Below are 21,480 nucleotides of genomic sequence, written 5' to 3'. Positions count from 1 at the left end.
AAGGAACGCCGGGCCGGGCCGGATAATCTTGGCGGCGAAGCGGCGAAGGGCCGCCACTCGGGAGGCCAGGACGATGAAGCTCGACTTTGCAGACGGTTCCCACATCGGCTCGGCGGTCAAGGCGCCGGTGATTGCAAAGGCGGCGCCGCCACTGGCATTCGACCTGCCCGGGTCGCTGTTGCGCCAGCTGGTGCTCGCCGCCGCCGGCTATGTCGCGGTCATGGGCCTGGCGTTTCGCGCCGGCACCGGCATCGGACTGATCCTTGCCGTCTTCGCGCTGGTACTGGTCGGCTATTACGGCCTGCCGCTCCTCATGGCGCGCGCCAGCGGGGCCACGCCGCCGGTCCCGCGCCGCGGCGCCTGGGGCATCGATACCGCCAGCGGCTATCTGTCGGGCCGCGCTGCATGGGCGCAGATCATGACCGTGCCGTTGCTGATGCTGGCCTGGGCGGTGTTCATCGCGTTCATCCGCTGACCACGGCCGCCGGGATCGTGCCCGATCCCGGCGCCCCTGCTATTCCGCCGCTACCGGCAGGTCGAGCGCGCGCGCGGCGCGCCACAGTTTCTCGATGGTCGCCGGCATCTCGATCTGGGTGCCGTCGAGCGCATCGATGATGGCGTTCATGATCGACGGCATGGCGCCGATGGTGCCGGCCTCGCCGCAGCCCTTGACCCCGAGCGGGTTGGTCGGGCTCGGCGTGCCGAGCGTATCGAAGCCGATCATTGGCGGCATGTCGTCGGCGCGCGGCACGCCATAATCCATGAAGCTGCCGGTGACGAGCTGGCCGTCGTCGGTATAGACGACATCCTCGAACAGTGCCTGGCCCAGGCCTTGCGCGACGCCGCCGTGGATCTGGCCCTCGACGAGCATCGGATTGACCAGCTTGCCGAAGTCATCGACCAGCGAATAACGCTCGATGCTGACCTTGCCGGTGGCCGGATCGAGCGCCACTTCGGCGATGTGGCAGCCGTTGGGGAAGGTCGGCGCCGGCTTGCCCGTCGAGTATTTCGACCGACCGTCGAGGCCACCGAAATGCGCCGCGGCAATTTCGGCAAGGCTGCGGGTCGCGTTGGTGCCGCGGGCGCGGAAGACGCCATCGGCATAATCGACCTCGTCAACGCCTAGGTCCGCCTTGGCGAGTTCGATGCCGCGCTCGATCATCGCGTCGGCCGACGCCAGCACGGCGCCGCCGCCGAAGGCCATGGATCGCGAGCCGCCGGTGCCATGGCCGACCTCGAGCCGGTCGGTGTCGCCCTGGACAATGCGGATATCGTCCATGTCGATGCCGAGCTTTTCGCTCAGCACCTGGGCATAGGCGGTTTCATGGCCTTGGCCGTTGGACTGGGTGCCGACCGCCATCTCCACGACGCCATCGGCGGCGACGCGGACATCGGCATATTCATCGGTGCCGCCACCGCCGGCGATCTCGACGTAATAGGCCATGCCGCGGCCGAGGCGCAGGCCCTTGGCGGCGGCCGCGGCCTTGCGTGCCGGAAAGCCGGCCCAGTCGGCCTGGGCCATCGCCTTGTCGAGCACGGCGGGGAAATTGCCGATGTCGAAGGTCAGCCCGATGCCGTTGTCGTGCGGCAGTTCGGCGGGCGTCAGCAGGTTGCGGCGGCGGATGTCGTCGACGCCGAGCCCGAGTTCGCGTGCGGCGGCCTCGATCAGCCGCTCCATGATGTACGCCGATTCCGGTCGTCCGGCGCCGCGATAGGCATCGACCGGCGCGGTGTTGGTGACAACGCCATGGACGAGATTGTGGATGGTCGGGATGCGATAGACGCCGCCCATGATCTTGCCGCCTGCCATGGTCTGGATGGCGGGGCCGTACTGCGCCTGATAGGCGCCGAGATCAGACCAGGTTTCGACCGCCAGCGCGGTGATCAGGCCATCGGCGTCGAAGCCCAGTTGCGCGTCGCTGACCATGGCGCGGCCATGGGTGTCGGTCTGGAAGGCGTCGCCGCGCTCGCCGGTCCATTTCACCGGGCGCCCGAGCGCCTTGGCAGCGTGGAGGACGAGCGGATATTCGGCATAAAGGAAGGTCTTCATGCCGAAGCCGCCGCCGACGTCGCCGGTGACGATCTTGACCTTGTCGATGTCGACCTTGAGCACCGGGCCGGCGAGCATCTGGCGCATGCCGGCGACGCCCTGGCTGCCGGTCGATAGCGTGTAGACGCCGGTGGCGGCATCATATTCGCCCAATGCGGCGCGTACCTCCATCGACGTCGGGGCGACGCGGTTCTGGACGATACGAAGCCGGGTGACATGGGTGGAGGCAGCGAGCGCGGCGGCGTTCTTCTCGGCATCGCCGACCGCCCAGTCGAACAGGCTGTTCGATGCGGCTTCCTCCCAGATCTTGGGCGCGCCGGGGGCGATGGCGGCGTCGATGGAGGCGACAACGGGCAGTTCGCGATAATCGACCTCGATCGCTTCGGCGCCGGCGCGGGCGGCTTCGCGGCTTTCGGCGACGACAAAAGCGACGGCATCGCCGACGAAGCGGACCCGATCCTTGGCGAGCAGGATGCGCGGCGTCTCGAGCGGAGCGGAAAGGGGCACGAGGCAGGGGATCGGGCCGTAGTCGGCAACATCGTCATGGGTGTAGACCGCGACGACACCGGGCAGGGCGAGCGCCGCGCTGGTGTCGATCGACATGATCTCGGCATGGCCATAGGGCGAACGCAGGGTCACGCCATACAGCATGCCGTCACGCTGCAGATCGTCGGTGAAATTGCCCCTGCCGGTGAGCAACCGGACATCCTCGACACGCTTGACCGACTGGCCGGCACCGAACTTCATGATTGGCTCTCCCCAAAACAGGCGGCAAGGCCCGTGCGATACTCTGGATAGCGCAAAACATAACCCAAATCCCGCGTCATCTTGCCATTGGCGACGCGGCGGCACTCGGCATAGAAAGCCCGGCCCATCGGTGACATTTGCGCCGTCTCCAGGCTTTGCAATGGACCGGGCGCCTGGCCGAGCAGCCGGGCGGCATGAGCGGTGACTTCCTCCCCCGGCGCAGGTTCGTCGTCGGCAAGGTTGTAGACGCCAGGGGCGCCCCTCGTCAGGCTGACGCCGATCGCGCCGACGATGTCGTCGACATGGATGCGCGAAAAGACATGGCCGGGCAGGTCGATCCGCGCCACCGGCCCGGCGCGCAGCCGATCGAGGGCCGACCGCCCGGGGCCATAGATGCCGGGCAGGCGGAACACGCGGGCGGCGGGGTGCAGCGCCTGCCACGCTTCGTCGGCAACCAGGCGCCCCGAGCGCCGGCCTTTGAGCGGCGACGCTTCATCGACCCAGGCGCCGCCGGCGTCGCCATAGACGCCTGTCGACGACAGATAGCCGATCCATTGTGTCGGCGCTGCAGCCAGGGCGTCGCCGTGCGCCACGAGCACCGGGTCCTCGCCGCTCGGAGCAGGTGGCACCGATGACAGGATATGGGTGGCGGCAGCGATGGCGGCGGGCAGTTCGGGGCTGTCGAGCGTCAGCACACCGGGGCCGGGGCGGCTGCGCACTGCCGTGACGGTGCCGGGAAAGGCGGCGGCGAAGCGGGCCGCGGTGTAGCCGAGGCCGAGAACAAGGAGATGCATGGCGACGTTATGGCCGAGTGTTGTGCGGCTGGCGAGCACTCTTGCCAGGGCCGGACACACGTTATATAACCTATGTTATGCCAAAGCTTGTCGACCATGATGATCGCCGCAGCCGCCTTGCCGAGGCCGCCGCCGATGTCATCGCAGGCCAGGGCCTCGACGCCACCGGCCTGCGCGAGGTGGCGCGCGCGTCGGACCTGACGACCGGTGCGGTGACGCATTATTTTACCAGCAAGGCGGCATTGATCGACGCGGCCTATGACGCGGTGATGGAGCGGCTGCTCGATCGCCAGGCGGAGCAGCTGCCGGGCGGAGCGACACCCGCGGCGGTCATGGTCCAGCTGGCCGCAGTGTTGCCCGGCGACGCCGCCGGCGTCCGCGACTGGCGGGTGTGGCTGGCGTTTTCGGCGCGCGCCATCGTCGATCCCGCCATGCAGCAGCGGCACCGCAGCTATTACGCGCGCATCACCGCCGGCATTGCCGCCGAATTCGCGCGTGGCGACGACGATGGCCGCGCTGTCGCCGACCTGATCGTCGCGATCCTGGACGGGCTCGGCACGCGGATGCTGCTCGAACCGGGCGACTGGCCGCCGGCGCGCGTGACCGCGACGCTGGCGCGCGCCATGCCGCTGTTGTTTCCCGACCATGAGGTGATGCCATGACGATGACCGCCGCTGCCCATCCCGTCATCCCGCAACTGACGCACCTTGCGGCGGACATCGACATCGACACGCTGATGGCCGTGTTGCGCCGCGATGGCGCGCTGATCGTCGACGATGTGCTCGACGCCGCGACGCTTGCTGCGCTGCGCGCCGAGGTCGATCCCTATATCGCCGCGACGCCGCCGGGCAGCGACGATTTCACCGGCCGCCAGACGACGCGCACCGGTGCCCTGGTGGCGCGTTCGCCGGCCACCCGCGCGCTGGTCATGCACCCGCTGATCCGTGCCGCCGCCGACGCGCTATTGCTGCCGTTCTGCGAGCGCTGGCAGCTGCATCTGACCCAGCTCATCCGCATCCGGCCCGGCCAGCCGGCGCAATATGTGCACCGCGACCGCTGGGCCTGGGGCACGCATCTCGGCCATATCGAGCCCCAGCTCAACACCATCTGGGCGGTCACCGATTTCACCCGCGCCAATGGGGCCACCCAGGTCGTGCCTGGCTCGCTCGACTGGCAGGATTCGCGGCGGCCCGAACCCCAAGAGATCGGCTATGCCGAGATGCGCGCCGGCTCGGTGCTGATCTATTCGGGCGGCGTCTTCCATGGCGGCGGCGCCAACAGCAGCGACGGCGACCGCATCGGCCTCAACCTGACCTATACGCTGGGCTGGCTGCGGCAGGAGGAGAACCAGTATCTGGCCTGCCCGCCCGACATTGCCCGCACGTTGCCGGCCGACCTGCAGGCGGTGATCGGCTATGCGATGGGCAGCTATGCGCTCGGCTATTACACGCCGCCGTTGCCGCCGGGGCAGGGGCCCGAGATCGTGTCGCCCAAATATGCGCTCGATGGCGCCGACGGCACGATGTCGATGGGCGATACCGGCCTGCTGGCGTCGATCACCGCCGCGGTGGAACGAACCTAGCGGACATCGGGCTGGCCGAGGTGCTCCGCCTTCCAGCGCATTGCGGTCAGCACGCGCGTGTGCCCCGACGGATGGTCGAAAAAGATCGCCTCCTCGAGAGGTGACGGCTCGATCTTGCGGTACTGCGACAGCTTGATCGCGGTGCGGGCAAAGGCGTCGGGCGCGCGCGCGGCATTGAGGCCATAAAGGTCGGCCTCGATCTCGTTGGTACGGACCAGCGTGTTCATCAGCGGCGTCAGCAGCAGGCCGAGGACGGTCGCCACCAGCAGCAGCACCGGCAGGATCGCGGGATCGGCGACCTCCGTCACGCCCCAGCGCGCACCGAAGCGGGCGAGCAGGGCGGGAAGGACCCGGCTGGCGATGAAAAAGCCGATGGCGAGGATGACGGTCAGGGTGACGATCAGCTTGACGACGTGATTGAGCACATAATGGCCGATCTCGTGCCCCAGCACGGCGCGGACCTCGTCGGCCGGCTGGCGCATCAGATTGTCGTTGAGCGCGATCCTGGTCGTGCCGCCGAGCCCGGCGACATTCGCGGAAATCCGCTTCGACTGCCGCGAGGCATCGACGAGATAGACGTTGGTCGCCGGCACGCCGTTGGCCCGTGCCATCGCCAGGACCGCATCGCGCACCGGGCTGGCCGGCAGCGGCGTGTATTTGTTGAACAGCGGCTCGATGAACAATGGCGCCAGCATGATCATCACCGTCAGGCCGGCGGCGGTTAGCCCGGTGCCGATCGCCCACCAGCTGCGCGGTGCGCGCCGGATTGCGGCGTGGATCCCGATGAACAGCAGCGACAGAAGGATCGTCGAGATGACGATGTCGAGCGCCGCTTCGCTGGCCCAGGCGCCGAAATCCTGATTCGACAGGCCATAGTCGTGCTCGCGGACGAAACGCGACCAGATGTCGAGTGGCAGGGTGATCAGCGTCGCCAGCATCAGATAGGGGACGGCGAACAGGAAGGAGCGCAGCCAGCGCAGGCGGCTGGTCCGCCGGGCCCAGCGTGAGATGGCGGCGGCCATACCGGTGCGCAGGATGATCAGGTTGGCGACGATGGCCGCCAAAGCGCTCCACAGGATCAGCCAGTAGCCGCCTTCGAAATAGGCGTCGGACCTGGCCCGCGCCGCCCCGCTCAACGTCGCCATATAGGCTTGGGTGGCGAGTTCGGGATCGAATATCATGGCAGCCCCGCTGATGTGTGTTATCTAGTTAACACACGCTGGCGAGGCTGCCAAGTCAAGCGGTCAGCCCAAGGGACCGCTCAACGAACATCAGATGGCGCGGTCGGGATCGTCCCAGCTGCGGTCCGATTTGCCCCGGCCGGTGTCGGGCTCGCCGAGATCGTCGCGGGCATCGCCGAGCAGGCCACTTTTGTCCTGCTCGTGCTGGTTGCGCGAGGCCTGCTGTTCAGGGCTGTAAAAGCCGCCGCTGGCGGTTTCGGTGTCTTCGTGATGCGTCTTGACGCCCTGGCCGCTGGTGCGTTCGGACTGGGCTTCGGGGCTGTAGAAGCCCTTGGGCGGTTCGCGGTCGTCGGCGCGGCCGGTCTCGCTGTTGTCATAGTCGGGCGAACGGGTGCCGCGGCTGCCGACACCCTGCTGGCCATGGCCCTGCTGGCCGTAATAGCTGTCGATGCTGCCGCCGTTGCTGCCATAGTCGAAATTGTCGACGTCTTCGCGGGCATAGCTCGGCGCCCCTTCCAGCTGCGACCGGTCGAGATCGACGCGATAGCCTTCGACCTGGGTGTCATAGGTCAGCACATCCCACGGCAGCGGATGGAATTTCTCGCCGATGCCGAGGAAGCCCCCGAACGACATGACGACATAGGAAACCTGGCCGCTGACCTTGTCGATCAGGATGGTATCGATGCTGCCGAGTTTGTCACCGGCCGTGTTGAAGACTTCGGTGCCGCGCACCCGATCGGAGGCGATCAGGTTGCGGTTGCCCTGCCGGCCGTCATCGGTATCGCGATCAAAGAGCGTGTTGCTGTCCATGGCTTGTCCTTCCCGATCAATTTCTTCCATTCTTCCGGCCATCGGCGACGACTGGAACAGGAGCTTAATCAACCGGCTCGACCGCCGCGCGGTTCCCGTTGGCCGACAAATCGGGGCGACGACCATCGCGTCGGCGGTCGGTCGTTTTTGTGTGCAACCTTGCCGAAACCGGGGCGTTTGGTTCAGCAGGCAGCGAGATCAGTCCCCCCGCTTTCGTTGCCGAAGAAAGAACCCGGTCGCGCTCGCCCCCCGTACGCGACCGGGTTCAATTCCTTTCAGGCTCCATGTAAGGGCCAGTTCCGCTTTAGATGTCCCAACTGTGACCGACGCGACGTTGCGCGTTTCGACAGCGGAACCATCGCGGCTGCGCAACGTTGACACGCTGCGACCCAACAGGAGTTACTCGCAATGAAATCTGCCCTTACCCCGATGGCGCTGCTGCTCGCTGCCGGCGTGACCCTCGCCGGCTGCAACCAGTCGCCCGCTGAAAAGCAGGCCGATGCCGTTCGTGACTCCGCCGATGCGACGGCAGAGAGCATGAACAAGGCGGCCGACAAGGCCGAAGGTTCCGCCGACAATGCCACCGATGCGGCGCAGGTCGGTGCCGAAGCGACCGCCGATTCGATGCGTGCCCAGGCCGACGCCGTCGAGGACAAGGGCGAAGCCAAGGCCGATGCAATCGAAGCCGGCGATACGACCGCCGCGACCACGACCGAGACGACGACCACCACAAAGAAGTAGGCCGGGCCAAGGCCCAGCCGGCACGGCGCCGGATCCCCAGGGGTCCGGCGCCGTTGCCATGTCGGTCGCCTGGCGGGACAATCTGCCCGACATTGTGCTTCGACAACACCCTGTTTGACCGGCATTATGGGGACATGACCATGCTCGATGCCCAGGCGACCCCTCAATTGCCGAATGCCGTCAGGCTCGCCGACTATGCGCCGCCCGACTGGCTGGTGCCGCAGGTCGCGCTGGCTTTCACGCTCGACCCGGACCGCACCATCGTTCGCTCCCGGCTCGACGTGCGGCGGAATGGCGATCATGCGCGCCCGCTGGTGCTCGATGGGCAAGGGCTGGAGACAGTGGCGATCAGCATCGATGGCGTGCCGGTCAACACCGCCCCCACCGGCGAGGAACTGGTGCTGACCATCCCCGGCGATGCGGCCATGGTGGAGATCGTCGTCGCCATCCAGCCGGCACGCAACACCCGGCTGATGGGGCTGTACGCCAGCGAGGACAAGCTGGTGACGCAATGCGAAGCCGAGGGCTTTCGCGCCATTACCTGGTTCCCCGACCGGCCCGACGTGCTGTCGACCTATAGCGTCAGGATGGAGGCCGATGCCGCGCGGTTCCCGATCCTGCTGTCGAACGGCGATCGCGGCCCCGCCGAGATATTGGCCGACGGCCGGCATGCCGTGACCTGGACCGACCCCTGGCCAAAACCCGGCTATCTGTTTGCACTTGTTGCCGGCGACCTGGCGGCGCTGACCGACAGTTTCACGACGATGTCGGGCCGCCGCGTTGCGCTGGCGATCTGGACGACGCCAGCCGATGTGCCGCGCTGCGCCCATGCCATGGCGTCGTTGAAGGCATCGATGGCCTGGGACGAACGCGTCTATGGCCGCGAATATGACCTCGACGAGTTCAACATCGTCGCCGTCAGCGATTTCAACGCCGGGGCTATGGAGAACAAGGGCCTCAACATTTTCAATTCGAAGTTCATTTTGGCCGATGCCGAAACCGCCACCGATGCCGATTTCGACAGCGTCGCCGGCGTCGTCGCCCATGAATATTTCCACAACTGGACCGGCAATCGTGTCACCTGCCGCGACTGGTTCCAGTTGAGCCTCAAGGAAGGGCTGACGGTCTTCCGCGACCAGCAATTCTCTGCCGACCAGGGCAGCGCCGCGGTGCGCCGCATCGACGATGTCCGCGGGTTGCGGGCCGTGCAGTTTCCGGAAGATGCCGGACCGCTCGCCCATCCGATCCGCCCGGATCACTATATCGAGATCGCGAACTTCTACACGGCGACGATCTACAACAAGGGCGCCGAAGTCATCCGGATGCTGCACACGCTGCTGGGGGCCGATGGTTTCCGCGCCGGTGCCGACCTGTATTTCGACCGGCACGACGGCCAGGCGGTGACATGCGAAGACTGGCTGCGCGCGATGGAGGACGCCAATGGCCGCGACCTGGCCCAATTCCGCCGCTGGTATGACCAGGCCGGCACGCCCAAGATCTCGGTGCGGAGCCGCCAGACCGGCAGCACTGTCGTCGTCGAGCTGACCCAGTCGCAGGGGCCGACGCCGGGCCAGTCCCTGAAGCAGCCGGTCCATATGCCGTTCCGGATGGCGCTGATCGGTGCCGACAGCGGCCACCGCGTCTGCGACGAACGTCTCGTCGAGGTCCGCGACAAGATCACGGTGGTGGCGTTCGAGGATGTGCCCGAGCCGGTATTGCTGTCGCTCAACCGCGGCTTTTCGGCGCCGGTCATCGTCGAGGCGCCGACGTCGCGCGCCGACCTGGCGTTTCTTGCCGGCCATGACGACGACCCGTTCGCGCGCTGGGAGGCGATGCAGCGGCTGGCGCTCGACGTGCTGGCAACCGACGATGACCCGGCCGAGTTGGTCGCTGCCGTCGCCGCGACCCTGGCCGACGGCGAAGCCGGGCGGCTCGATGCCGCTTTCGTTGGTGAAGCGGTGCTGCTGCCGACCGAAAGCTTCATCGGCGACCAGGCCAAGGTGGTCGAGGTCGAGAATATCCACCGGCGGCGCGAGGCGGCCCGGCTGGCGATCGCGACCGGCCTGCAGGACCAATGGTGGGCCGCATATCGCCGGCACAGCGGCAGCGGCACCGCGCTGACACCCGAGGCCAAGGGCGATCGCCGGCTGGCCAATGTCGCGCTGGCCTATCTGGTCACCGCCGGGTCGGCCGAAGCAGTCGCGGCCGCACGCCGGCAATATGACGCGGCAGCGACGATGACTGACCGGCTGGGGGCGCTGCAGGCGCTGATCAACACCGACACGCCGGAACGCGACGCCTGCCTTGCCGATTTCCATGCGCGTTTTGCCGGCAACAATGACGTCATCGACAAATGGTTCACCGTGCAGGCGCTGGCGACGCGGCCGGATACGATCGCGCGCGTGCAGGCGCTGCTTGGCCACAGGGATTTCAGCCTGACGAATCCCAACCGCCTGCGTTCGCTGGTCGGCGCGTTCGGAGCCAACCAGCGGCATTTCCATGCGGGCGATGGCGCCGGCTATGCCCTTCTCGCCGACCAGCTGCTGGCGGTCGATCGTGTAAACCCGCAATCGGCGGCGCGGCTGGCGGTGCCGCTCGGCCGCTGGCGCCGCTTCGACGCGGCGCGCGGCGCGCTGATGCGGCGCCAGCTCGAACGCATCGTGGCGGCGCCGGGCGTCAGCAAGGATGTGCTGGAAATGGCGTCGCGCGCGCTGGCGTAAGTAGCCGACAGATAAAATGCCGCTTCCGCTCTTCCACCACCCCGATTACGTCGCCGAGCTGCCCGCCGGCCACAGCTTCCCCATGTCGAAATACGCACTGCTGCTCGACGCCCTGGCGGAAGCCGGGCAGGCGGTCGCCGTCACCGCCGCGCCGCCGATGCCGCGGGAATGGCTGGAGGCGGTCCACGATCCTGGCTATGTCGATGCCGTCCTGTCGGCCCAGGTGGCGCCCGACCGCGAACGCCGCATCGGCTTTCCCGTCACGCTGGAGGTGGCGCGGCGTACCCTCGCCGTTGCCGGCGGCACCCATGGCGCCGCGCTTCATGCCCTTCGCCACGGCTATGCCGCCAACGGCGCCGGCGGCAGCCACCATGCACTGCCCGACGGTGGTGCCGGCTATTGCGTCACCAACGATCTCGCCATCGCCGCCAATCGGCTGGTCACCGAAGGCGCGGCGCAGCGCATCCTCGTCGTCGACCTGGATGTCCATCAGGGCGATGGCACGGCGGTGATCTTTGCGGGGCGCGACGACGTGCTGACCTTTTCGATGCACGCCGCCAAGAATTTCCCGGTGCGCAAGGCGCGCAGCTTTCGCGATGTCGAGCTGCCCGACGGCACCGATGATGCCGGCTATCTGGCGTTGCTGGCAAGCGAGTTGCCGCCGCTGTTCGACCTGGGCCCCGACCTGCTGCTGTTCCAGGCCGGGGTCGATCCCCATGCCGACGATCGGCTTGGCCGGCTGGCGCTGAGCGACGCCGGGCTGGCGGCGCGCGACGCCTATGTCGTGCGCGCGGCGCGGGCGCGCGGCATCGCCATCGCCTCGACACTGGGCGGTGGCTATGCCGTCGACCGCATGGCGGTGGCGCGCCGCCATGCGGCCGGGCTGGTCGCGCAATGGCAGGCCGCGAGGGATTTCCAGCGCACCGGCGTATGACGGCTGTAGATGATCAGCAAGCCTGTCCCGCCACCGGTCGCTGACGAGGGTACATTCGCGCCCGCCGGCAGCCTGTCGGCGCTGATGGCCCGGGTGACGACCGGTGATGTCGCTGCCTTCGATCGGCTTGCCCGCGCGTTGCAGGGCCCCGGATTGCGGCTCGCCGATCGCACCCTCAATGATCGTGCGGCGGCGGAAGATGTCGTCCAGGTTGCGCTGACGCGGCTGTGGACGCTTGCCGAACGCTATGATCCGGCGCGCGGATCGGTGGAGGGCTGGTTCCGGCGCATCGTCGTCAACCTGTGCCTCGATCGCCGGCGTTCGCTAAAGCTGGTGGCGCCGCTGGAGGCCGCCGATCAGGTCGCGAGCAGCGACCCTGATCCCTATCAGGTCGCCGTCCTGACCGACCAGCGCCGACAGCTCGATGCCGCGATGGCAAGCATTGCGCCGCGGCAGCGTGCCGCACTGGCGATGTTCCATGGCGAGGGGATGAGCATGGCCGAAATCGCCGTGCTGATCGACGCGACGCCCAAGGCCGTCGAGGGATTGCTGGGCCGGGCGCGTATGGAATTACGCAACCTTTTGGGATTGGACAAACAGCCGTGAACGTCGAGCGCGCCATCGAAATCATCGAGAGCCACGGCGCCGACGCGCACCGCTGGCCGGTCGGTGATCGTGCTGCGGTGCAGGCGTTGGCGGCCGATCCCCGGGTCGCCGCGGCGTTGGCGACGGCGCGCGAGGTCGATGCGATGCTGGCCGACTGGGCCGCCACACCGGTCGCCGGCCGCATCGATCTCGCCGCCATCGCCCGGCTGCCGCAACAGGCGCAGCCGGCCCCGGCAGCGTTGCGCAACCGCGGCTGGATTGTCGGCGGCGCCATGGCCGCGGCGCTGGCCGGGGTGATGGTGCTGGCGCCGCCGCGGAACGACACCACCAGCCGGGTTGCCGGATTTTCCAATACCACCGCGCCGTCGGCCGCGGTGGCGGCACCAGGGGATGGCAGTGATGCCGAAGCCTTTGCCGATGTGTTCACGCCGACTGCCGATGAGGACGAACTGATATGATCAAGTTTTCACTGCGCGCTGCCGCGCTGGGCGCGGTGCTGCTGACGGCCGCCCCGGTGCTGGCACAGGCCGCCCCGCCGCCCCCGCCGGCGCCGGGTGCCGGCATGATGGCCGGCCCCGAATGGCGCGGTCGCGGCCGCATGGGCCATGGCAAGGCCTTTGCATCGATGAGCGAGGCCGGCCGCAAGACCATGTGGGAAGCGATGCGCGGCAACGAGGATCGCAAGGAGGACCGCCAGGCCGTGAAGGCCGCGCGCGACCGGATGCTGACGATCCTCGACGCCGAGCGGCTCGACACCAATGCGCTGAAGCGCGCGATGGACGACGAGCGGAACGCCGCCAATGCCAGCCGCGAGCGCCGGCAGTCGGCGATGCTTGCCGCCTTCGGCAAGCTGTCGGTCGCCGATCGCAAGGCCTTTGTCGCCGACAGTCGCGCGCTGAAGACCCGGATGGAATCGCGTATGCAGAAGTGGCGCGAACGCCGCCCGATGCGCGGCATGGGCGGCCGCGATGGCGCCGTGCCGACACCGCCGCCGACGCTGTAAGGCGGGACGAATGAAGGAGGGCGGCGCCGCTGGCGTCGCCCTTTTTCGTGTCAGGCGCGCCAGCCGGTCTGCCGCTCGATTTCCCCCCAGACCAGCGGGGCAAGGCGGGCGGCGATTGGCCCCGGCGTACCGGTACCGATGGCCTGGCCATCGATGCGCACCACCGGCAGCAGCGGCGCCGTGGTCGACGTCAGCAGCGCCTCGTCGGCGGCCAGCGCTTCGGCCAGGCTGAACGGCCGCTCGTCGACGGGGATCTTGGCACCGCGGGCAAGATCGATCAGCGCGCTGCGGGCGATGCCGGGAAGGATCGATTCCGAGAGCGGATGGGTCAGCAGCCGGCCGTCCTTGACGATCCAGGCGTTGGTCGAGCTGCCCTCGCGGAGCGTGCCGTCCTCGGCGACCAGCCAGGCCTCGAAGGCACCGGCGGCGCGGGCATCCTGCTTGGCGAGGACATTGGCGAGCAGGCCTGTGGTCTTCAGGTCGACACGCCGCCAGCGCATGTCGTTGACGGTGACGACGCTCACCCCGGTCGCCTGCTGCCGCACGCGCTGGGCGAAATCGAACCGGCGGACGGTCATGATCAGGCTGGGCGACGGCGCTGCCGGAAAGCCATGGTCGCGCCGCGCGCTGCCGCGCGTCAGCTGGAGATACAGCAGGCCGTCGCTGTGCCCGTTCACCGCCACCAGCCGCCGCGCGACGATGCCGAGCGCCGCGTCGCTCATCGGGAAATCGATGAACAGCGCCGCCAGCCCGCGCCGCAGCCGCGCCAGATGGCCGGGCCAATCGAGCAGCCGGCCGTTCATTATGGCGCACACTTCGTAAAGCGAATCGGCGAATTGCAGCCCGCGATCCTCGACATGGATCATCGCATTGCGGAGCGGCACCATCCTGCCGTCGACATAGGCCAGTTGCGGCATTCGGGCGCGTCCCCACCAGCGGCGACAGCCGCGACATGCAGCGCCTTTAGCGGCATAGAGGGGGCCATGTCAGCACCGCATCTCATCTGGTTCCGCAACGATCTGCGCCTTGCCGATCACGCCGCGCTGATCGGCGCCGCCAAGGCCGGGCCCGTCGTGGCGCTCTACGTCCTCGACGACGATGCGCCCGGCCATTGGCGGATGGGCGCGGCGCAGCGCTGGTGGCTGCACCACAGCCTGGCGGCGCTGGGCCGCGACCTGGCCGCGCGCGGCGGCGCGCTGGTGCTGCGCCGGGGCAGTGCCGCAGCGGTGGTGCCCGAGGTGGCGCAGGCGATCGGTGCCGCCGCCGTTCATACGCTGACCCATTACGAACCTTGGGCCAAGGCGCAGGATGCCGAGGTGGCGCGCGCCGTCACGCTGAAACGCTACCACGGCGCACTGCTCGCCCCGCCGGCGAGCGTGCTGGCCGGCGGCGGTGGGCGCTATCGAATCTTCACGCCCTGGTGGAAGAAATTGCTGGAGCAGATGCCGCCGCCGCGGCCGCAACCGGTGCCCGACATGGCCTTCGCGACGCTGCCGGCGGGGGACGACCTTGGCGACTGGGGTCTGCTGCCGACAAAACCCGACTGGTCTGGTGGTTTCGAAATCTGGACGCCGGGGGAGGCTGGCGCCGCGGCGCGGCTGGCCACCTTCCTCGCTGTCGCGCACGGCTATGATGCCGGCCGCAACCTGCCGTCGCAGGAAGGCTCGTCGCGACTGTCACCCCACCTGGCGCTGGGTGAAATCTCGGTGCGGACCGTCTGGCACGCCGTCGCCGATGCCATTCCGGCGGCGCAGGCGGAACCCTATCTGCGCGAGCTCGGCTGGCGCGATTTTGCCGCCAACATCCTCGACCAGTTCCCCGATCACGGCGATGTGCCGGGCCGCGCGCAATTCGACGACATGGGGTTCCGCAACGCCCCCGACGACCTGGCGGCGTGGCAGCGCGGGCGCACCGGCTATCCGATCGTCGACGCCGGGATGCGGCAGTTGTGGACGACCGGCTGGATGCACAACCGTGTCCGCATGATCGCCGCGTCGTTCCTGGTGAAGCACCTGCTGGTCGACTGGCGGGTGGGGGAGCGCTGGTTCTGGGATTGCCTGGTCGATGCCGATCTCGGCGCCAACTCGCTCGGCTGGCAATGGGTGATGGGGTCGGGAGTCGATTCATCGCCGTTCAACCGGGTGTTCGCGCCGTTGTCGCAAAGCGCCAAGTTCGACGCGGCCGGCTATATCCGGCGCTGGGTGCCGGAGCTGGCGCAGCTGCCCGATGCGGTCATCCACGATCCGGCCGCGGCCGAGCCGATGCTGCTGCGCGCCGCCGGGGTGACGCTGGGCCGGACCTATCCGCGGCCGATCGTCGATCATGCCGAAGGCCGGGCCCGCGCGCTGGCGGCCTATGCGGCAGCGAGGGGTTAGGCCGCCACTTTCCGGCGGAGGAAATGCAGCAGCGTCGCCACCGCGATCAGCGCCGTGGTCGCCATTGCCTCCGCCCGCGTCGATTGTGCTGCCAGCCAGACACTCGCGGCAAAGGCGATGATCGCCGCCGGCCACAGACCCGGGACGCGCGCCACCGGCCCGGCCTGCGCCACGTCGCGGGCGCGAAGTCGCAGCGCCGCCGCGCAACCGATGACATAGACGATCAGCGTGATCAGCATCGACGCGATGACCAGCGCCTGGAAGCTGCCCGACAGCGCCAGCGCCCCCGCCACTACGGCATGGGCAACGATCGCCATCTGCGGCGCGTGGTGGCGGGCATCGATATGCCCGAACACCGCCGGCAGATAGCCATCGCGCGCCGCCGCGAACAATGTGCGCGGCGAACTCATCATGTCACCGGCCAGATAGCCGATGATCGACACCATCGCCCCGACAGCCATCATCGCCCCCAGCGCCGGCGACACGCTGCCCAATGCGGCGGCGAGCGGCGCCGGCGCATCGGCGAGCGCGTTGCCGAGCAGGCCCTGCGCGACGACCTGGATACCCGTATACAGCAATGCTGCCGCACCCAGCGCGACAGCGATGGCGCGAGGGATCGTGCGCGCCGGATCGCGGACTTCGCCGGCAACACCAAGCCCGACCTCGATGCCGGTGAACATGAACAGGCCGAGGATGGCGGCACGGCCGATATCGGGGCTGCCGCCGGCAGGCAGGGCCGCCTGCAGGTTGATCGGCGAGACATGCGCCGCGCCGATGGCGAGGAACAGCAGGATCGGGACCAGCTTCAACAGCGTCGCCGCCGAGATGAAACGCGAGGCCGTGGCGATGCTGCGGATGTTCATCAGCACGAGGGCGACATACAGCGCGACGATGGCAAACGCCTGGGGCAACCCCCCGGCGAGCGCTGGCACGAACAGGCTGGCCGCGGCGACAGTGGCGACGGCGCCGGCGGCGCTCGACAGCGTGTTGCCGGCCCAGAGCAGGATGCCGCTCAACCAGCCCCAATAGTCGCCAAAGGCGGTCGCTGCGAAACCATAGATGCCGCCGCTCGCCGGCACCCGCGCCGCGGCTTCCGCAAAGCACAGCATGATGGCGCCCATCGTGATGGCGCCGGCGACATAGCTCAGCGGCCCCCAGGGGCCCATGGCGGCGGCGATGTCGCGCGGCACGGCGAAAATGCCGGCGCCGATGATGAGGCCGAGGAAATTGCCGACGAGGCCGCCGAGGCCGATGCCGGCAACCAGCCCGGCGTCGCGGCGGGCGACGGGAGCCGTCAGGCGCGGCTTCCGGAGGAGTGACGGATCGTGACGGCCATGGCTCGGAACGCTAGGCGGCCGCATCCGCCCTGTCCACTCGCCGCGTTTGGCGGAACCCTCGTGGTGCTGCGGGGTTGGTCAGGCGAAGGAGAAACAGCATGAAATCCATCATCATCGGTCTCGGCCTCGCAGGTCTTGCGGTCTGGCTCGGCAATCGCGCCGCCGGCGGCATCAAGAACGAACTCGGCATGGGCCAGGACCGTTCGGGCGGCGCGCACACGCCCGACGGCCGCGATGCATCGCGCTCGTTTGCTGCCGGCATCGCCGACGAAAACACCATCCCGAACGCGGTACCGTCGCTCTAGGGCATTATCTCGACACCCTGCCAGTCGAACACCCGGCCGCTCACCGTCGGCGTCATCGTTTCGATGACGTCGAGCAGGTGGGCGGCCGACTGCGTTGGGGTGAACAGGGTTTTCACGTTGCGCTGGAATGGCTTCGACAGGCCGGTATCGACGGTGCCGGGATGCAGGCCGATAACGATGCTGTCGGGGTTCTTGCGGGCCTGCTCGATCGCCATGGTGCGCAGGATCTGGTTGAGCGCAGCCTTTGATGCACGATAGGCATGCCAGCCGCCGAGGCGGTTGTCGCCGATTGAACCGACACGGGCCGACAGGGCCGCGAACAGTGTCTTTCGGCCCTTTGGCAGCAGCGGCAGGAACGCCTGGGCGACCAGCGCCGGGCCGGTTGCGTTGACGGCGAACGCGCGCGCGAAAGCGTCTGCCGACAGCATGCGCAGGTCGCGTTCGGGCGAAAGGCCGTCGGCATGGAGCAACCCTGTGGCACATATGACCAGGTCGGGCGGCGCCTGCAGCGCCGATGCGGCAGCGGTGATGCTTGCCGGGTCGGTGACGTCGAGGCCGGTGGCCCGCGCCATTCGCGTGACCTGCGCAAATTGCAGATCGGCGTCGAGCAGATCGGCAAGCGCCGCGCCGATGCCGCCGCTGGCCCCGATGATGACGGCATGGGCAGCGCGGGTGAAGGATGGCAGGCGGGTCATGCTGCCGGGCTAACCGCGATGGTGGGAACGCGCCAGTGGACGCGGTGGCGCAGTCCCTTGAGGGAAAAACGCCTGTCACCCCGGCCTTCGCCGGGGTGACAGGCTGATGGTGTCTGCCCTCGCGACTTCGCGCGTGCCGGGCCGCTAGTCCTTTTCCATCGTGCACTGCAGCGGATGCTGGTGCTCCCGCGCGAAATCGATGACCTGGTTCACCTTGGTCTCGGCAACTTCATAGGTGAAAATGCCACACACCCCGACCCCGCGCTGGTGGACGTGGAGCATGACGCGGGTCGCGTCCTCGATCGTCATCTTGAAGAAGCGCTGCAATGTCAGCACGACGAATTCCATCGGTGTGTAATCGTCGTTCAGCATCAGCACCTTGTACAGCGCCGGCTTGGCGGTGCGGGTCCGCGTCTTGGTGGCGACGCCGACGCCGGTGCCGCCGCCGGGGCCGCCCGGCTTGCCGTCCTGGGAATCGTCATCGCTAAGCAACGGCACGAAGGTCATCAAGGGGGTCGGCTCCGGGGGCAGGGGCGAGCGGCCAATATAGGGCGGATTTCGCGCACAGAAAAGGGCGGGCGCGTCGCCGCACCCGCCCTTTCGGCGTCCGGTCGCAACCGGCCTTACTTGTTGAAGGTCGACTTCATCTTGTCGGTGGCGATCGCGGCACGGTTCTGGACCGGCTCGAACACTTCACCAGCGAGCTTGACCATCATCTCCGACAGCTTCGAAAATTCCGAAACGGCCTGGTCGAACTGGCCCTTGGCATAGTCGCTCTGCAGCTGCATCAGCTCGTTCGGCGTCTTGGCGGACGTGATTGCCTTCATCGCCGTGGAGGCTTCTTCAAAGCTCTTGCGCGACACTTCGGCGACGTGGGTGGCGATCTGCTCGATGCCGGCGGTGGCGGCGCGGGCCGAAGCCAGCAGCGCTTCGACATTGCCGCGGGCCATGTCGGTGATTTCGTCGAGCGACTTCATGCTCTGCTCGACGGCTTCCTTCGACTTGGCAGTGATCTGCTCCATCGCGGCCTTGCCGGTGGTCATCGCGTCTTCAGCCGACTTGTTCATCTGGCTGACGGTGTTCTTGACGGTTTCCTGGGTGGTTTCAAAGGCAGCGGCCATCGGAGTATCCTTGAGGTTAAGTGGGGTGGGCAGTTTGAAAGCGGTGGGGACGACGTAGAGCGCCGGACGCGGTGCGGCAGGCGCCGGGTCGGCCGAGGCAGGCGCGACCGGAGCGGTTGCGGCCGGCGGCGCGATGGGCGCCGGCGTGGCAACGTCGGTCGTGGTCGGTGCGGCAACGGAAGCCGCGGCCGGGGCCTCGGCAGCCGGCGGGGTCGGCGGCGTGACGATCGGCTTGGCCGCGACAGGCTTCGGCGCGACAACCGGCGGGGCCTTGGGAGCGGCGGCCTTTGGCGGCACAACGGCCTTGGCCACCGGCCTGGCGGAAGGCACCTTAATCGCCGGCTTGGCAGCGAGCGGCGGCACCACGACCGGGGCCGGCTTGGCGGCGACCGGCCGCACCGGCTTGGGTGCCGCGGCCGGCGACGCCGCGATCGGCACCGCAGGCGTCGACGCGACAGGCGCAACCGGGGCGTCGCTGCAGGGTGCTGCGGGCTTGGTCGATGCGGCGTTCGTCTTGGCAGGCATTGCTCGCTCCACGTTCATGCTGCGATGCAACATAATAGAAATCGAACCCGCTTTCAAGAGCTTATGTTGCGCTGCAACATGAGTGTCGATGCCGTTTATCTTCAGGGGGTTAGTGGCCGACCACGACCGGCGCGACGCCCGATGCTGCCAGCGCGGCGTTGAGGTCGCCCTGCAGTTTTTCCAGCGCCTCCTGGCTGCGTGCTTCGACGCGGGCGACGAGCACGTCCTGGGTGTTCGACGCCCGCAGCAGCCACCAGCCGTCGGGCGTCGTCACCCGCGCGCCATCGGTTTCGTCGACGGTCGCGCCAGCCGTCTTCAGCCGGCCGAGAACCTCGCTGACGACGACGAACTTGCGGTCTTCCGACGACTGGAAGCGCAGCTCCGGCGTGTTGACCATCGCCGGCATCGCGTCCTTCAACGCGGTCAGCGAGCCGCCGAGCGCCGACACGGCGCGGATCAGCCGCACCGCCGCATAGATGCCGTCGTCAAAGCCATACCATTCATGCTTGAAGAAGATGTGGCCGCTCATCTCGCCGGCCAGCGGCGAATCGGCTTCCTTCATCTTGGCCTTGATCAGGCTGTGGCCGGTCTTCCACATCAGCGGCGTGCCGCCCAGTTCGGCGATGCGGTCGTACAGCGCCTGGCTGGCCTTCACATCGGCGATGATCGTGGCGCCGGGCAGCGCCTTCAGCACCGGCTCTGCAAGGATACCGAGCAGCTGGTCGCCCCACACCACCCGGCCCTGGCCGTCGACGGCACCCAGCCGGTCGGCATCGCCATCGAAGGCCACGCCGAAGTCGCAGCCGTGGTCGGCAACGGCGCGCTTCAGGTCGACGAGGTTCTTTTCCTCGGTCGGATCGGGGTGATGGTTGGGGAAATTGCCGTCGACCTCGGTGAACAGCAAATGATGGGTGCCGGGCAGCTTCCTGACCAGCTTCTCGACGACCGGCCCGGCGACGCCGTTGCCGCAATCCCAGGCGATGGTGAACGGCGTGGTGGCGTCGAAGCCCTGCACGAGCCGGTCGACATAGCGATCCATGATTTCGATGCCGCGTTCCCCGGCGGTCCCGGTTTCCCAGTCGCCCGCCGCCGCCATCTCGCCCAGCGCGCGGATGTCGGCGCCGAAAAACGGCCGGTCCTTCAGCATCATCTTGAAACCGTTGTACGCCGGTGGATTATGGCTGCCGGTGATCATGATGCCGCCGTCGCAGCCGAGTTCGTAGACCGAATAATAGAGCATCGGCGTCGGCCCCAGGCCGACCCGCCAGGCCTCGACCCCGGCCTCGTTCAGCCCGCGCACCAGCGCCGTTTCGAACAGCGGCGACGAGGTGCGACCGTCATAGCCGACTGCCACCTTGCTGCCGCCGGCGCGCCGGATGACCGTGCCGAAGCTGCGGCCGATGGCATGGGCGTCGGCTTCGGTCAGCGTGTCGCCGACAAGACCGCGAATGTCGTATTCGCGCAGGGACGTGGCGTGGAACTGGTGGGACACTGGCTACTCCGGAACTGTGGCGCGCTCTAGCGGCCAATCGTCAACAACCCATTACGTACCGCAGCTAGTTTCGTTGCCGCAACTGGGCCAGCAGCAGGTCACGCGCCGCGGTGACGTCTCGCGCCGCGGCGTCGCTGCCGCCGGCATCGGGGTGCGCCGCGGCGATGCGGCTGCGCCAGGCGGCCTGGATGGTCTCGGCATCGGCTGTCGCGCTGACGCCGAGAAGGGCGCGAGCGGCGGCGGCATCGCCAACCACGGCCTTTGGCGCCTGCGATCGCCACCAGTACCACGCGCCGGCCGCGGCGATCGCCGCCATGATGAAATGCCCGGTTTCGAGCATGCGGATGGCGAACAGCAGCGCCACGCCGCTGCCACCGAGCCGCAGCAGGTTGGGCACCAGCTCTCCGCGCTTGTGCAGCCACCAGGCCAGCGCCGCGGCGAGGATGAGCGCGATGCCCAAGC

The 21,480-nt window shown here is 68.2% G+C and carries 23 protein-coding genes; 12 read left to right on the top strand and 11 right to left on the bottom strand.

The window, feature by feature from the left end; all coding sequences use genetic code 11:
* Positions 1-73: 73 nt before the first annotated feature.
* A complete protein-coding gene (locus ACP7AI_RS08845; protein ID WP_426166318.1) occupies positions 74-475 on the top strand; it encodes a hypothetical protein in 402 nt (133 codons plus the stop codon).
* Between the two features lie 39 nt (positions 476-514).
* Here the strand turns inward: ACP7AI_RS08845 and ACP7AI_RS08840 are convergent, their stop codons facing one another.
* On the bottom strand, positions 515-2,797 hold the full coding sequence (locus ACP7AI_RS08840) for a xanthine dehydrogenase family protein molybdopterin-binding subunit (protein ID WP_426166315.1): 2,283 nt from the start codon (positions 2,795-2,797) through the stop codon (positions 515-517).
* Entirely contained in the window at positions 2,794-3,591 is a 798-nt protein-coding gene (locus ACP7AI_RS08835) for an SDR family NAD(P)-dependent oxidoreductase (RefSeq protein ID WP_426166312.1), read from the bottom strand. The genes ACP7AI_RS08840 and ACP7AI_RS08835 overlap by 4 nt, the downstream gene beginning before the upstream one ends.
* A gap of 77 nt (positions 3,592-3,668) precedes the next feature.
* On the opposite strand from ACP7AI_RS08835, the gene ACP7AI_RS08830 reads away from it, so the two are divergent.
* Entirely contained in the window at positions 3,669-4,253 is a 585-nt protein-coding gene (locus ACP7AI_RS08830; protein WP_426166309.1) for a TetR/AcrR family transcriptional regulator, read from the top strand.
* Positions 4,250-5,173: a phytanoyl-CoA dioxygenase family protein gene (locus tag ACP7AI_RS08825; RefSeq protein ID WP_426166306.1), complete on the top strand. Its 924-nt coding sequence runs from the start codon at positions 4,250-4,252 to the stop codon at positions 5,171-5,173. Before ACP7AI_RS08830 ends, ACP7AI_RS08825 begins: the two co-directional genes overlap by 4 nt.
* On the opposite strand, the gene ACP7AI_RS08820 is transcribed toward ACP7AI_RS08825, so the two are convergent.
* Together ACP7AI_RS08820 and ACP7AI_RS08815 are read right to left on the bottom strand one after the other, a co-directional pair.
* The gene (locus ACP7AI_RS08820; RefSeq protein ID WP_426166303.1) at positions 5,170-6,354 is read right to left on the bottom strand and encodes a M48 family metallopeptidase; all 1,185 of its coding nucleotides are present in this window, start codon (positions 6,352-6,354) and stop codon (positions 5,170-5,172) included. The two genes, ACP7AI_RS08825 and ACP7AI_RS08820, sit on opposite strands and share 4 nt — an antisense overlap.
* Positions 6,355-6,444: 90 nt before the next feature.
* Positions 6,445-7,164: a PRC-barrel domain-containing protein gene (locus ACP7AI_RS08815; RefSeq protein WP_426166300.1), complete on the bottom strand. Its 720-nt coding sequence runs from the start codon at positions 7,162-7,164 to the stop codon at positions 6,445-6,447.
* A 408-nt stretch (positions 7,165-7,572) separates the two neighbouring features.
* Here ACP7AI_RS08815 and ACP7AI_RS08810 point away from each other — a divergent pair, with 408 nt between their 5' ends.
* The 6 genes from ACP7AI_RS08810 to ACP7AI_RS08785 all read left to right on the top strand — a co-directional run bounded on the left by ACP7AI_RS08810 (position 7,573) and on the right by ACP7AI_RS08785 (position 13,168).
* Complete coding sequence (locus tag ACP7AI_RS08810; protein ID WP_426166297.1) at positions 7,573-7,905, top strand: hypothetical protein; 333 nt, start codon at positions 7,573-7,575, stop codon at positions 7,903-7,905.
* Between the two features lie 140 nt (positions 7,906-8,045).
* Positions 8,046-10,625: an aminopeptidase N gene (gene pepN, locus ACP7AI_RS08805; protein ID WP_426166598.1), complete on the top strand. Its 2,580-nt coding sequence runs from the start codon at positions 8,046-8,048 to the stop codon at positions 10,623-10,625.
* A 16-nt stretch (positions 10,626-10,641) separates the two neighbouring features.
* On the top strand, positions 10,642-11,559 hold the full coding sequence (locus ACP7AI_RS08800) for a histone deacetylase family protein (RefSeq protein ID WP_426166294.1): 918 nt from the start codon (positions 10,642-10,644) through the stop codon (positions 11,557-11,559).
* A 9-nt stretch (positions 11,560-11,568) separates the two neighbouring features.
* Positions 11,569-12,165 (top strand): RNA polymerase sigma factor, encoded by a 597-nt coding sequence (locus tag ACP7AI_RS08795; protein ID WP_426166291.1) that lies wholly within the window; start codon positions 11,569-11,571, stop codon positions 12,163-12,165.
* Positions 12,162-12,623: a hypothetical protein gene (locus ACP7AI_RS08790; protein WP_426166288.1), complete on the top strand. Its 462-nt coding sequence runs from the start codon at positions 12,162-12,164 to the stop codon at positions 12,621-12,623. Before ACP7AI_RS08795 ends, ACP7AI_RS08790 begins: the two co-directional genes overlap by 4 nt.
* The gene (locus tag ACP7AI_RS08785) at positions 12,620-13,168 is read left to right on the top strand and encodes a periplasmic heavy metal sensor (RefSeq protein ID WP_426166285.1); all 549 of its coding nucleotides are present in this window, start codon (positions 12,620-12,622) and stop codon (positions 13,166-13,168) included. Before ACP7AI_RS08790 ends, ACP7AI_RS08785 begins: the two co-directional genes overlap by 4 nt.
* A gap of 50 nt (positions 13,169-13,218) precedes the next feature.
* On the opposite strand, the gene ACP7AI_RS08780 is transcribed toward ACP7AI_RS08785, so the two are convergent.
* Entirely contained in the window at positions 13,219-14,085 is an 867-nt protein-coding gene (locus ACP7AI_RS08780) for a D-amino-acid transaminase (RefSeq protein WP_426166282.1), read from the bottom strand.
* 66 nt (positions 14,086-14,151) lie between these two features.
* Here ACP7AI_RS08780 and ACP7AI_RS08775 point away from each other — a divergent pair, with 66 nt between their 5' ends.
* On the top strand, positions 14,152-15,543 hold the full coding sequence (locus ACP7AI_RS08775; RefSeq protein ID WP_426166279.1) for a cryptochrome/photolyase family protein: 1,392 nt from the start codon (positions 14,152-14,154) through the stop codon (positions 15,541-15,543).
* Here the strand turns inward: ACP7AI_RS08775 and ACP7AI_RS08770 are convergent.
* Complete coding sequence (locus ACP7AI_RS08770; protein WP_426166276.1) at positions 15,540-16,904, bottom strand: APC family permease; 1,365 nt, start codon at positions 16,902-16,904, stop codon at positions 15,540-15,542. The genes ACP7AI_RS08775 and ACP7AI_RS08770 overlap by 4 nt on opposite strands.
* A 74-nt stretch (positions 16,905-16,978) precedes the next feature.
* Here ACP7AI_RS08770 and ACP7AI_RS08765 point away from each other — a divergent pair, with 74 nt between their 5' ends.
* Positions 16,979-17,185 (top strand): hypothetical protein, encoded by a 207-nt coding sequence (locus tag ACP7AI_RS08765; protein WP_426166274.1) that lies wholly within the window; start codon positions 16,979-16,981, stop codon positions 17,183-17,185.
* Here the strand turns inward: ACP7AI_RS08765 and ACP7AI_RS08760 are convergent.
* The 3 genes from ACP7AI_RS08760 to ACP7AI_RS08750 all read right to left on the bottom strand — a co-directional run bounded on the left by ACP7AI_RS08760 (position 17,182) and on the right by ACP7AI_RS08750 (position 19,001).
* A complete protein-coding gene (locus ACP7AI_RS08760) occupies positions 17,182-17,880 on the bottom strand; it encodes an SDR family NAD(P)-dependent oxidoreductase (protein ID WP_426166271.1) in 699 nt (232 codons plus the stop codon). The two genes, ACP7AI_RS08765 and ACP7AI_RS08760, sit on opposite strands and share 4 nt — an antisense overlap.
* A 144-nt stretch (positions 17,881-18,024) precedes the next feature.
* The gene (gene clpS / locus ACP7AI_RS08755; RefSeq protein ID WP_426166268.1) at positions 18,025-18,387 is read right to left on the bottom strand and encodes an ATP-dependent Clp protease adapter ClpS; all 363 of its coding nucleotides are present in this window, start codon (positions 18,385-18,387) and stop codon (positions 18,025-18,027) included.
* Between the two features lie 116 nt (positions 18,388-18,503).
* Positions 18,504-19,001, bottom strand: coding sequence for a phasin family protein (locus ACP7AI_RS08750; protein WP_426166265.1), 498 nt, complete (start codon positions 18,999-19,001; stop codon positions 18,504-18,506).
* Between the two features lie 133 nt (positions 19,002-19,134).
* Here ACP7AI_RS08750 and ACP7AI_RS08745 point away from each other — a divergent pair, with 133 nt between their 5' ends.
* A complete protein-coding gene (locus tag ACP7AI_RS08745) occupies positions 19,135-19,608 on the top strand; it encodes a hypothetical protein (protein WP_426166262.1) in 474 nt (157 codons plus the stop codon).
* A gap of 27 nt (positions 19,609-19,635) precedes the next feature.
* Here ACP7AI_RS08745 and pgmG read toward each other — a convergent pair whose 3' ends face one another.
* Both pgmG and ACP7AI_RS08735 read right to left on the bottom strand, forming a co-directional pair.
* Positions 19,636-21,018 carry a phosphoglucomutase/phosphomannomutase PgmG gene (pgmG, locus tag ACP7AI_RS08740; protein ID WP_426166259.1) on the bottom strand — a complete coding sequence of 461 codons (1,383 nt, stop codon included), beginning with the start codon at positions 21,016-21,018 and terminating at the stop codon, positions 19,636-19,638.
* Positions 21,019-21,082: 64 nt separating this feature from the next.
* Complete coding sequence (locus tag ACP7AI_RS08735; protein WP_426166256.1) at positions 21,083-21,478, bottom strand: molecular chaperone DnaJ; 396 nt, start codon at positions 21,476-21,478, stop codon at positions 21,083-21,085.
* Positions 21,479-21,480: the final 2 nt, after the last annotated feature.

Source organism: Sandarakinorhabdus sp. DWP1-3-1, assembly GCF_049896705.1.
GTDB lineage: Bacteria > Pseudomonadota > Alphaproteobacteria > Sphingomonadales > Sphingomonadaceae > Sandarakinorhabdus.
Note: the sequence above shows the minus strand (reverse complement) of the source record. Positions and strands in the feature narration are given on the sequence as shown.

Coding starts and splice junctions, on each gene's coding strand:
- ACP7AI_RS08845 (WP_426166318.1), top strand. CDS start 74: ATGAAGCTCGACTTTGCAGACGGTTCCCACATCGGCTCGGCGGTCAAG.
- ACP7AI_RS08840 (WP_426166315.1), bottom strand. CDS start 2,797: ATGAAGTTCGGTGCCGGCCAGTCGGTCAAGCGTGTCGAGGATGTCCGG.
- ACP7AI_RS08835 (WP_426166312.1), bottom strand. CDS start 3,591: ATGCATCTCCTTGTTCTCGGCCTCGGCTACACCGCGGCCCGCTTCGCC.
- ACP7AI_RS08830 (WP_426166309.1), top strand. CDS start 3,669: ATGCCAAAGCTTGTCGACCATGATGATCGCCGCAGCCGCCTTGCCGAG.
- ACP7AI_RS08825 (WP_426166306.1), top strand. CDS start 4,250: ATGACGATGACCGCCGCTGCCCATCCCGTCATCCCGCAACTGACGCAC.
- ACP7AI_RS08820 (WP_426166303.1), bottom strand. CDS start 6,354: ATGATATTCGATCCCGAACTCGCCACCCAAGCCTATATGGCGACGTTG.
- ACP7AI_RS08815 (WP_426166300.1), bottom strand. CDS start 7,164: ATGGACAGCAACACGCTCTTTGATCGCGATACCGATGACGGCCGGCAG.
- ACP7AI_RS08810 (WP_426166297.1), top strand. CDS start 7,573: ATGAAATCTGCCCTTACCCCGATGGCGCTGCTGCTCGCTGCCGGCGTG.
- pepN (WP_426166598.1), top strand. CDS start 8,046: ATGCTCGATGCCCAGGCGACCCCTCAATTGCCGAATGCCGTCAGGCTC.
- ACP7AI_RS08800 (WP_426166294.1), top strand. CDS start 10,642: ATGCCGCTTCCGCTCTTCCACCACCCCGATTACGTCGCCGAGCTGCCC.
- ACP7AI_RS08795 (WP_426166291.1), top strand. CDS start 11,569: ATGATCAGCAAGCCTGTCCCGCCACCGGTCGCTGACGAGGGTACATTC.
- ACP7AI_RS08785 (WP_426166285.1), top strand. CDS start 12,620: ATGATCAAGTTTTCACTGCGCGCTGCCGCGCTGGGCGCGGTGCTGCTG.
- ACP7AI_RS08780 (WP_426166282.1), bottom strand. CDS start 14,085: ATGCCGCAACTGGCCTATGTCGACGGCAGGATGGTGCCGCTCCGCAAT.
- ACP7AI_RS08775 (WP_426166279.1), top strand. CDS start 14,152: ATGTCAGCACCGCATCTCATCTGGTTCCGCAACGATCTGCGCCTTGCC.
- ACP7AI_RS08770 (WP_426166276.1), bottom strand. CDS start 16,904: ATGCGGCCGCCTAGCGTTCCGAGCCATGGCCGTCACGATCCGTCACTC.
- ACP7AI_RS08765 (WP_426166274.1), top strand. CDS start 16,979: ATGAAATCCATCATCATCGGTCTCGGCCTCGCAGGTCTTGCGGTCTGG.
- ACP7AI_RS08760 (WP_426166271.1), bottom strand. CDS start 17,880: ATGACCCGCCTGCCATCCTTCACCCGCGCTGCCCATGCCGTCATCATC.
- clpS (WP_426166268.1), bottom strand. CDS start 18,387: ATGACCTTCGTGCCGTTGCTTAGCGATGACGATTCCCAGGACGGCAAG.
- ACP7AI_RS08750 (WP_426166265.1), bottom strand. CDS start 19,001: ATGGCCGCTGCCTTTGAAACCACCCAGGAAACCGTCAAGAACACCGTC.
- ACP7AI_RS08745 (WP_426166262.1), top strand. CDS start 19,135: ATGGGCGCCGGCGTGGCAACGTCGGTCGTGGTCGGTGCGGCAACGGAA.